Raw genomic sequence first — 11,120 nt, forward strand, 5'->3', positions numbered from 1 at the left:
ATATTATTTCGCTATTTTACCTATTTCTCTGTTTAATTTTCAAAGACCAATTTGTTTTGTCATCAAGTGACGACTTCTACTATATTACTAGGTATTTCTTGTTTTGTCAACATTTTTTTCAATATACTTTAAATGTTTTTCTAAAGCATTTAATGTTAACTTATCAACCTTTACCTTTGTCGTTACTCACTCGCAGCGACAAGTAGTATTCTATCATAATAAGAAAGTTGTATATTTAGCTTTCTTGCTGTATAACAATGTTATTCCTTATTTCCGGCCTATTGTCCCATAATCCTTTGTTTTGTTTATATTGACACACATGGCTAAGTATATAATAATATGTCTACATTTAAGCATCTAATTCATTAAGATGCTTTCAAGTTAAGCCACTTGCCATCTCTATCCAAATGAACTCAACCTTCTCTTTATATGAAATTTATTTATTTACTAATTTTTTAATTCCCTTTAAATATCTGTGGTTTAACATGTCTACAATGCCTTCAATTTTATCAATTGTAAGTTCTCCATTACTGAGCATAGCAAAACTTCTAAGTGGCATATCGTTTATCATCTCTGATATCATACGGTTTAATTGTTCATCTTCCCCAGCCATCTGGTGAGCCCTTTTCTTCACTGTTTTTAGCATCAGCTTTCCTATGAGAGTGTCTTTTATATCTGTCATGGTAGAGTTAACATTAAATGTCCCAACCATTGCTGAACTATCAGGAGTCAAGGGAAAGTCTAAAAGGGCAACAAACTCATTCTCGCTTACCTTTAAGCTGCCCTGTGACAGATTGTAATAGGCCGGTGCATTTTTTCTGTAATCCGGTATTAAAACCTTTTCGTCTGCTGAAGTTACATTTACTGAGGCTGCAAGCCTTATATCTCTACTTGAAGCACCAACTGATATTATATATTTGCCACTCTCTACATGCCAGTCGTTGATATTTGTATTGTAATAAGCAAAAGAGCGCTTATTAAGATTAAATGTAACTTTTTGCTTCTCTCCTGGCATAAGGTAAATCTTTTCAAAACTCTTCAGTTCTTTTGATGCCTTAAAAATAGTTGGATTTTCCTGAGTTACATAAAGCTGTACTATTTCCTTACCTTCTCTTTCTCCTGTATTAGTTACATCAAGTGAAACAGTAAGAAGTTCACTGTCTTCAATATTATCGCTACTTACAAATATATTACTGTAATTAAAGCTTGTGTAGGATAATCCGTGTCCAAAGGGGAATAAAACCGATTTTTGTACACTGTCGTAGTAGCGATAGCCTACAAAAATACTCTCTCGGTACTGTACTTTTTTTGCTGTTTCTGGATAATAGTTATAACATGGAGTATCCGCTAAAGATATTGGATATGTTTCTGCAAGCTTTCCCGAAGGGTTTACATTGCCGTATAATAAATCTACAACTGCGCTGCCTCCAGATTGTCCGCCTAAGTAGCACATCAGCACTGACTTTACTTTTGATATCCACGGCATCTCAACAGGTGCACCTCCAAAGAGTATAACCACTACATTTTCAGACACTTCACTTACCGCCTCTATAAGGCTGTTATGGCTGCGTGGCATTGAAAGGGTAGTACGGTCAAAACCCTCTGATTCATACTCATCAGGTAAGCCTGCAAAAATAAATACAATATCACTGTTTTTAGAAACCTCTACTGCCTCATTAATAAGCTCAGCATCTGGCTCCATTTCTTTAAGTGAATACCCCTCAGCATATTGAGACTCAATGCCTGCTGCAACAAATGCATCCCATGCACATTCTATTTTTAAAGGATTAATTTTAGATGAACCGGAACCCTGATATCTTGGAGTTTTTTGCAAATCTACCTATTACTGCAGCCTTTTGTTTTTTATCTGACGGCAAAATCCCTCCATCATTTTTCAGTAGCACCGCTGATTGTTCTGCTATTTTTTTTGAAAGCCCCTGGTGCTCTTCTTGTGAATATGTGAAATCTTTTTTTTCTACGTCTATTCCCTTTAATATAAGATAAACCAAGCGCTCTACAGCTTTATCAAGAACCTCCTCTGAAATTTTCCCCTCTTTCACCGCTTTTACAATCCTTGCATCATTCATTCCATTACTTGAGGGCATCTCGAGATCAAGGCCTGCCATAAGACCGTCCACCCGATCATCCACAGCACCCCAATCAGTCATTACAACACCTTCAAAACCCCATTGTGTACGGAGTATATCTGTCAGAAGTTTTTTATTCTCACTACAGAAGGTGCCATTTAGCTGATTATATGCACACATAATTGTTGATGGCTTACCTTTTTTTACTGCTGTTTCAAAACCAGCAAGATAAATCTCACGAAGCGCACGTTCGTCCACAACAGAATTTCCTGTAAGACGGCATTTTTCCTGATTGTTTGCTGTAAAATGCTTAAGAGATGTGCCAATCCCCTGACTTTCTACCCCCTTTATTAAAGCTGCTGCCATCTCTCCTGTAAGATAGGGGTCCTCGGATATATACTCAAAGTTTCTTCCACAAAGTGGTGAACGCTTAATATTAGCTCCTGGCCCTAAAAGTACTGCGACCTTCTCCTGAAGGCACTCCTGTGCAAGTGCTGTGCCCATTTCAATTAAAAGCTCCCTGTCAAAACTGCAGGCAGTAGCTGAGGCTGTAGGAAAGCAGGTTGCAGGCACGCTGTTGTTTATTCCAAGGTGGTCACTGTTTTCTGCCTGCTTTCGAAGACCGTGTGGACCATCCGTTACCATAATAGGTTTAAGCCCCAGCCTCTCTATAGCTTTTAAATGCCAGAAATCCTTACCAGAGCACAGCGATGCCTTTTCCTCAAGAGTCATCTGTTTTACAATTTCCTTAACGTTTTCATTCAAAATCTACTCACTCCTTCTTTCAAATGTCATTAAATCATCATCTTCAATGCTGAAATGTCATTAAAGATTTTCTCTTATAAACTTGCCTATCTCAATCATACAGTCCTCTGCCTGAGGATAACCTCCTATTACATCAGCAAATCCATGTCCAAGTCCCCTGTATATTATTGTCCTAGTCTTAACTCCAGCCTTGTTAAGCTTAACGGCATAGGACACGCATTCTATTTTAAGAAAATCATGCTCACCAAATAATACAATTGTAGGTGGCATTCCCTTAAGGTCTGCCATATAGGGTGTTAAATAAGGTGTTCTTATATCATCTACCCCAAGAATTGCCTTAAAGGAGTCTCCAGAATCGCCAAAACCATTTATCATCATGTTAAGAGCATACTTATACTTTTTCGAAATCTCGTATTCCTCAATGCTCCAATGGTAGTCCTCGTCCTCAACTGCACCCATATTTACACTTGGGTATATAAGTGCCTCCAGTTTTACCATGCCTAATTTTAAATCTCGGTCTTTCATAGCACAAAAGATTGCAAGGTTACCTCCTGCCGAATCTCCTGAAACGCAGACTTTGTTTTTATCACCACCAAAGAAATCTGCATTGTTGTATACCCATTTAAGGGCATTAAAGCAGTCATCATGACTTGCAGGAAATTTATTTTCCGGTGCCAGGCGATAGTCTACGGATATAGCAACAATACCCTCACGTTCAACTAAAACCTTACACAACTCCTCAACAACATCACTCGAACCTGCAAAAAAGCCACCACCATGGAAATACAGATATATAGGTAGATTTTTTTTATTCCCCTCTGGTTTATAAATACGGATTGGAACGGATGCACCCTCACAGTCAATGCTTAAACGTTCTATATCAATTTTAGCAGTTACAATAGGTATACTCTTTACACCGTTGAACATCTTTCGAAACCTTTTTACCATGGACAGCGGGTCTTTGTTTGAAAACATGCTTTTCGGCAAAAATTTCATAATCATCAGTTGCTTTTTCATGCTTTTATAAAGCCTAGGATCCATAACACCAGCCTCATCTGTGTCAGGAATTCTCTTATAGATTATTTCAATTCCCTTTTCCTTTTTAATGTATTGTCTTTCCTGTAATTTTTGCAATAAGTCCACATTATACTTTCTTTCCATACCTTCCCCTCATTTCTTACAAATATATTTTATATAATTCTTATTGTCTCTTCTCATAAAAATAATAAGCCTTACTCCCTATTTAGCTAAACTACGCTGATGAAGTTCCTCAACGATTTTTGGGTATTCCTTATCTAACTTATAGAACCACAATAAAACAAATTGTAAAACTGTAATAATAGCAGGAATGTAGAGGAATAATATTTTAATCGATCCTATAGCTGCTGCTGATTGTGTTGATACACCACCAACATATCCTCCTGTAGATAATACCCATCCGATTAAAGCAACTCCGAGCCCAGCACCAACTTTTCCTCCAAAGCTTGCTGCACTATAAACTAAGCCCTCTGTTCTAACCCCAGACTTCCATTCACCATATTCAATAGTATCAGCAACCATAGCAAATACAGATACTACTAAAGGTGCACTTCCCAATCCTTTTATAGCTGATGCAACTAATATAAATGTGAGGTTTGAAGGTGAAATCATCATTATTACTTGGCCAATTAACACAATTACAGTACCAATAAGTGCTGAATTACGTTTTCCAATCCTTTTTATAAGTAGAGCAACCAAAAACATCCCTACTATCATTGGTACCATCATAGTCATGGTTAAGGTTCCAATATAATTTTTATCACCAAGGACATATTGAGCATAATATATATTTGCCCCACCTATGCCTTGCCCTATGAAGGTAACAACCCCTAATATAACCATAATCATCCAGTACTTATTCATCATTAATGCTTTAAATCCCTCTTTTACAGGCACGGTCTTTTGCTCTTGACCTGCTGCCGGTTTGACCCTTTCCTTTGTAGTTAAGAAGGTAATAATGAATAAAATTGTTGCTACTGCACCAAAAGTAGCAAAAGTTAGTGACCACCCTTTTGGCCCATCACCAAAAGCTTTTGCAACAGGCAATGTAATCATATTTACTGTCAAAGCACCTGCCATTGCCATAACCATTCTAAAAATATTTATAACAGAACGTTGAAATTGATCTTGAGTCATTAGCGAATTCATAGCACCATAAGGTATATTAATAGCGGTGTATATAACTGTGGACATTAAGTTATAAGTTATAAACACATAAATAATTTTCCCGGCAGGTCCAAAATTAGGTACAGTAAAAAGTAATGCAGCACAAATACCAAAAGGTACAGCCATCCAGAGAATCCATGGACGTGCTTTACCATATTTAGATTTAGTCCTATCCATGATTATACCCATACCTATATCACTAATCCCATCCAAAAGCCTAGATATAAGCATTATTGTGCCGATAACACCAGCTCCCATACCCGCAACATCTGTATAGAAGAAGGTCATAAATGTACCCATTGCTGCAAAGACAAGATTACTTGCTAGATCACCAAGTCCATATCCAAACTTTTCTCCAAAGCTAATTTGTTGTGTATAGTCTACCTTTTTAGTTTGAACCTGTGTTTCCATTAAATCATCCCCCTTTATAATTTACATATTTCACCTTAATAAATAATTACTCTAATACTCATATTAGATGATTACAGCTTCGCTTCCCAATAACCACAGAAGGGATCTACAGGATTTACGCCCTTAAATTGTGATCTACCCATTATTTTCTCTACCACTGCCTCAATAACAGGTCCGCTTGATGTATAGGCATTAATAAAAGTTTTTATTCTGGGTACATCCTGTAGGTGATAGGGGTTTGCAACAGAGATAAACATAGCTGGAACTTCATTCAAATACTTTGGAAGATCTAAGCCCATAGGTGGAGTCCATGTAATCCTTACAGTGGTCTGATTACTAGCAGTTTCAAGGTTCGCTAAATAAAGCACCAAATCATATTTTTCTGCAAATGCATTTACTGGCTGCATAAGCAAGCTAAAATCAAACCTAGTATTATCAAATTTATTTACTTCGAAACCTTCTTTTTTTATTAAATCAATAAATTCATTAGCTATTGACACACCTCCAAAAAGTCCCTCATCATCACCAAGAACATACAGCATAATTCTTTTATGCTTTTCAATTGAGAGTGGAAGCAGGTTTTGAGTATCCTTAACAAGTGTTACTGCTTTATCAGCACATTCATTAGCCCATCTTATATGCTCTTCACATTTTAGTACCTTTAAGGCATCCTCTTCTGGAACTAGAGTACCATTCTCCTTTTGCTTATGAAGCTTTATAGCAGCTTTAAGTGCCAAAATTCTAGTTACTGCCTCATCAATACGTTCTGGGTCGAGTATGCCGCTTTGTATCCCATTAATCATAAACTGAAAGTCCTCACCAATATCCTGATTAAATAGGAACATATCACAGCCTGCAGCAATGGAATAAGGTACAGCCTCCTCACGCTTCATTGCCTGTGTAAAACCAGCCATCAATGTCGCATCAGTAACTATCAAACCATTAAATCCAAGTTTTTCTCTTAATAGTCCATTAAGAAGTTCTGGCGAAAGTGTAGCTGGCATCAATTCCTCATCTTTTATACCAGGGCGCAATTTTCTTGAATAGGCTGGATGCATAATATGTCCTATCATAAAGGTCATTGCACCATCTTCAATCATTCCCTTGTAGATTTTTCCATAGCCTTCATCCCATTCCGCAACTTCCAAGGAATTGATAGATGTCAAAAGATGTTGATCACGGTCATCAACACCATCACCCGGGAAATGTTTAACTGACACAGCCAGTCCTGACTCATGGATGCCCTTCATATAGGAACGTGCCATACGAAGCACTCTTTCTGGATTTGAACCATAGGTTCGAGTATTTGTTATTGGATTATGAAAGTTATAGTCTATATCCGTTACAGGGGCAAATGCCCAATTACATCCAACTGCACGACCTTCTCGACCCGCAATAATTCCAAGCTTATATGCATACTCTTCATCATCCGTTGCCGCTACCTGCATCTGATTACCATACTTTGTACCATCAATAGCAGTTCCTGTTCCTCCTGCTTCTAAGTTAGCAGCGATGAGAAGTGGAATTTCTGAATTGTTTTGCAGAAACCGATGAGTCTTTTGAACATCACAACCCTTACCAGCTCTAAACATGAGTCCACCAGGTTTAATACCACTTAGAATCTTCTGGAGAATTCCTTCATCATCAGTCATGCCAATAGGGCAAAAAAGTTGTCCTATTTTAGCAGGTAAATCCATACCTGCCAACGTATTATTTACCCATTTAATATCCTCATCATTCAGATAAAATGGCTTGTTTCTTAAATCCAACATTATTTTATTCCTCCTTATAAAGTCTTTAGGCTAATGATTTAGTCGTACCTGTACTTTGAAGCTTGTAATTTAGCTTTTTTTCAATGGCTTTATCTTTAAATATGCAGCTATTTATATAAATCAAAGAAATTGCAATAAAGCCGCCGAAGAGTACATCAGAAGGAAAATGTGCACCAATAATTACTCTGCTTACAGCAATAATAAGACCCCAAACTATACCCGTCACTAATGCCCACTTAACAGCTGTTTTTTTCATTTTTTCAGCGAATAGCACTAAAAGTAATGTTGAAAATCCATTTCCTGCATGCCCAGAAAAGAAAGATTCTCCATGTGGAAAATGCTGTAGAAGATACCATGGAAAGTAGTTTGATTGATCAGTCGTCAAGTCCCTAGGTCTTGCTCTACCCCAAACTGGTTTAATAACATTAGCCAAAAAATTAAAAGCAAATACGGTGACTATACTAATGAGGGCAGCTCTTCTAAACTCATCTAGTCTTTCATAAGAAACCTTTCTAAGCAATACTTGAATGATAACTATTATGATGATTGTACATAGCAATGCTATAATACTTTGTGTACCGGAAAGCTTTGCCTCAAACATTCTGAATGCAACCATCATTACCATCATATAACCACTAAGAAGCATTAAAACTGCATTTATAACCCACATGAAAATTTTCTTCACAGTTTTTTCCCCTCTAGCTAAACTAAAAAGAATGTTTGCTGAGACAAATGCTATAATCATTGCTGGATGCTCTCCAAAAGCATCAAAAAAATGTACCCAACCAGATTTTTGATTGAAAAGAGTGTTTGAAATACTAAGGTCCGTGAAAGCAAATATTCCTGCCAATAGAGCCCAAAGGCTTAAAAATAAAATTACATTTCGTGTCGATTTTTTCACCATATATCTACCTCCTAATTCTTAATTTTATAAATTATATAAAAGTTCATAATATTATTTTAACAATTCACTCTACAAAAATCATTCCAATAATTACAATATTTTGTACCTATTTTTATCAGGTATTAGTTTATACTCTTCAAACAGAGTTCACTAAAACGTTTACAGGTTAAAAAATGACACAAAAAAATTGTTAACTTTCGCTAACAATTTCAATAAGCATAACACCGTGGCACTTCAATTCCTCATTAATTTCTAAATAGTCCTCCACCTTAGTGTTTTTTACATAATATGCTGGTAAAGATTTTTTCTTTAGCCACTGAACTTCTTCTTTATGAAGAGATTGTGGTGCGCCCATTTTTATCCATTCATCATAGGCTGAACCATTCTCTCTATCAACCTTATAAGTTTTTATTATATATGTTCCCTTTTTTAACCCCTTAATACGTATATCCAGTTTTTGAGTTTCTCCTTTCTCAAAGACATTATACCTATCTAAATGGCTAATATGTGAGGTTTCAAGATTTTTATACAACTCATCATAGTCACAATAATTATAAAATAATATCTGATATTCTGTATTTTTCTTAGTTATTATATAGTTTTCACCTTGCTCTAAAACCTCATTACCAAGTTTATTTAAAAGATAGTAAGCATAATAGTGTGGTTTTTTTATGCCATTATTTGTTATAAAACCAAACCCACCATGAAAAGTAGTTTCTCCAGCTGTATATTCTTCAAATATATCTGTAAATGCCCAGTAGCCTAAACTATCTGCATATTTATAGACTCTAAGAATGTTGTGTACCAGAAAGGCTGCCATAAAGCAGGTGTCATGGACTAAATCCCTTGAATTTACACTACTATTAAACTCTGTTATGTGGATTTCAATATCCTTTCTTATGTGGCTTCTTACCTTATCTTTAATTATCTTAGCCTGCCCTTCTATAAAGTCCCTTTCTCCAAGCTTATACTTATAACTCACCCCTGGGGCCGTCTGTGGATTATTAAAATCCCTTATTACTATATCCTTCAAAAGACTTTCATCATATGTAATAGGATAGACATGATAGCTAAAAAAGTCAAAACTCATGTTTTCATCCTTAACAAATTCCAGAAATTCATCATACCATGTAGCTCCAGATTTATACTCATTTATTACCGCAGGTCCACCTACTTTAAGACGTGAATCAATGGCTTTTATAGCTAAAAGGGTCTTATTAAAGAAATTAAAAAAAGCTTCTTTTGTCTCATACCAAAATACATTTTTAATATTAGGTTCATTCCATATCTCAAAATACCAGCTCAAAACTTCATCTCTTCCATAACGTTTTATTAAATGCTGGGCAAAAGCACCTATTAGCCCAAGCCATTTATTTATATCCTTTGGATAACTGATATTACCCTTCCACCAAAAGATATATTGCTCTTTATTTGATGCAAGCTTTCCAGGCATAAACCCTAGTTCTATAAAGGGCTTTATCTTACATTCTAAAAAGAAATCGAATAGTTCATCCACATAGGTAAAATTATAGTAAGGTGTTTCATCCTCATACTCGTTATACACCATCATCTCATCATTAAATATGCCATGGAATCGCACATATTCAAAGGGGATTTCTTTCTGTACCTCACGCATCTGTCGCTGAAATTCTGCCCTAAGCCCTTCGGCAGCACGTCCAAAGGTCATTAGCTTTCTCCATGTGTGTTTTATCATTTTGACTTCTTTGTTTATATTTAATTCATAGGTAACCGTCTTTTCTGCTCCACTCGCAACTTCGGCTTTTATTGAGAGGTATTTTAAAAGATGCTTCAATGCCTGCTGTGGATTAAAATTAAAATAATTTAATCCATTTATCTCATTATTATTATCAAGCACCTGCTGATATTGTCTTCGATATGCACTTGGAGTCATTGAAAATGCCTCCTCAAATGCTTTATAGTATGATTTCGCATTGGGGAACCCATGTTCAATTGCAATATTTAATATATTTTTACTGGTATATGTCAAATCTGGTATAGATTTTTTTAGCCGTACCGAGGTTGAATATTTGATAAAAGTTACTCCCATTTTCTCTTTAAAGTACTTTGAGATATATTGAAGACTTAGATATTCCTTATCTGCTATGTTCTGCAGTGATATATCCGACCTATAATGTTCATTTATGTATTGTACGATCCGCTTTAAGCGTTCATCTGGCTTTACAAAATTATACTTATTAGATTTTATCTGAAAATGCGATATAAGATACCCTACAAGTTTAAAAATGAGTTCATTAGCTTTGAGTGCATAATCACTATCCTTTTTTTGAACAGTCATCATAAGATTTGCTAAAGCATTACGAATAAAATTATATTTGGATTCATATTTAGTGTTGTTTAAGGAGGACTTGCAATCAAAGACAATACCAGAAAAACCAGTAAAATAATTTTCAAAATACTTGGTATCAAATTGGATAACTAATGTAGTATTCTGGTTAATGTATTCACTTGAATGCATGACATTACTGTTAAAAAGGAAGATATCATCTTCTTTTAACACATAATCCTTGTATTCTTCAGTTATCTTAATACTGCCTTCTAATACAAAAATTATCTCAATATCCTCATGCCAGTGAACAGGGTACTTGTTAATATTATGCAGAAATATTTTTATAGGCAATCTTTCATCATGGTTAATAACCTCGTATTTATACATGATTACCCCCCTATTAATTTATAGCAACAAGATAAATTTCATAAAACACCATCTATATATTTACATTGTCAGTTTAAGTATAAAACAATATTACAACATTTACCACCCTTCATACGTCTTTAAAATGTTTTTCAGATTCCATGGAAATAATTGGTTTTTGTATTTACGCAAAATAAAAACCACTAAGTTAGACTTAGTGGTTTTTTTCTTACCTGGCGACAACCTACTCTCCCACAAGGTCACCCCTGCAGTACCATTGGCGCATTGAAGCTTAACCTTCG

The 11,120-nt window shown here is 35.6% G+C and carries 6 protein-coding genes and 1 pseudogene; all 7 read right to left on the reverse strand.

Going from position 1 to position 11,120, the window contains the following annotated elements; genetic code table 11:
* Positions 1-436: 436 nt before the first annotated feature.
* Positions 437-2,852: pseudogene (locus KPL50_RS28055) on the reverse strand (glycoside hydrolase family 3 C-terminal domain-containing protein).
* Between the two features lie 60 nt (positions 2,853-2,912).
* Positions 2,913-4,013, reverse strand: coding sequence for an alpha/beta hydrolase (locus KPL50_RS25655; RefSeq protein ID WP_216301326.1), 1,101 nt, complete (start codon positions 4,011-4,013; stop codon positions 2,913-2,915).
* Positions 4,014-4,091: 78 nt separating this feature from the next.
* Complete coding sequence (locus KPL50_RS25660) at positions 4,092-5,468, reverse strand: MFS transporter (protein WP_216301327.1); 1,377 nt, start codon at positions 5,466-5,468, stop codon at positions 4,092-4,094.
* 71 nt (positions 5,469-5,539) lie between these two features.
* Positions 5,540-7,240 carry a glycoside hydrolase family 3 protein gene (locus KPL50_RS25665; RefSeq protein ID WP_216301328.1) on the reverse strand — a complete coding sequence of 567 codons (1,701 nt, stop codon included), beginning with the start codon at positions 7,238-7,240 and terminating at the stop codon, positions 5,540-5,542.
* A gap of 25 nt (positions 7,241-7,265) precedes the next feature.
* Positions 7,266-8,144 carry a phosphatase PAP2 family protein gene (locus KPL50_RS25670; RefSeq protein WP_216301329.1) on the reverse strand — a complete coding sequence of 293 codons (879 nt, stop codon included), beginning with the start codon at positions 8,142-8,144 and terminating at the stop codon, positions 7,266-7,268.
* A gap of 190 nt (positions 8,145-8,334) precedes the next feature.
* Positions 8,335-10,839 (reverse strand): helix-turn-helix domain-containing protein, encoded by a 2,505-nt coding sequence (locus KPL50_RS25675; protein WP_216301330.1) that lies wholly within the window; start codon positions 10,837-10,839, stop codon positions 8,335-8,337.
* A 99-nt stretch (positions 10,840-10,938) separates the two neighbouring features.
* A partial coding sequence (locus KPL50_RS25680) for a hypothetical protein (RefSeq protein ID WP_216301331.1) occupies positions 10,939-11,120 on the reverse strand: 182 nt, incomplete at its 5' end.

It is taken from the genome of Clostridium sp. CF012, from assembly GCF_018861755.1.
Lineage (GTDB): Bacteria > Bacillota > Clostridia > Clostridiales > Clostridiaceae > Clostridium_AD.

What these genes read in the sequence shown, in the direction of transcription:
- KPL50_RS25655 (WP_216301326.1), bottom strand. Translation starts at nt 4,013, where the DNA reads ATGGAAAGAAAGTATAATGTGGACTTATTGCAAAAATTACAGGAAAGA.
- KPL50_RS25660 (WP_216301327.1), bottom strand. Translation starts at nt 5,468, where the DNA reads ATGGAAACACAGGTTCAAACTAAAAAGGTAGACTATACACAACAAATT.
- KPL50_RS25665 (WP_216301328.1), bottom strand. Translation starts at nt 7,240, where the DNA reads ATGTTGGATTTAAGAAACAAGCCATTTTATCTGAATGATGAGGATATT.
- KPL50_RS25670 (WP_216301329.1), bottom strand. Translation starts at nt 8,144, where the DNA reads ATGGTGAAAAAATCGACACGAAATGTAATTTTATTTTTAAGCCTTTGG.
- KPL50_RS25675 (WP_216301330.1), bottom strand. Translation starts at nt 10,839, where the DNA reads ATGTATAAATACGAGGTTATTAACCATGATGAAAGATTGCCTATAAAA.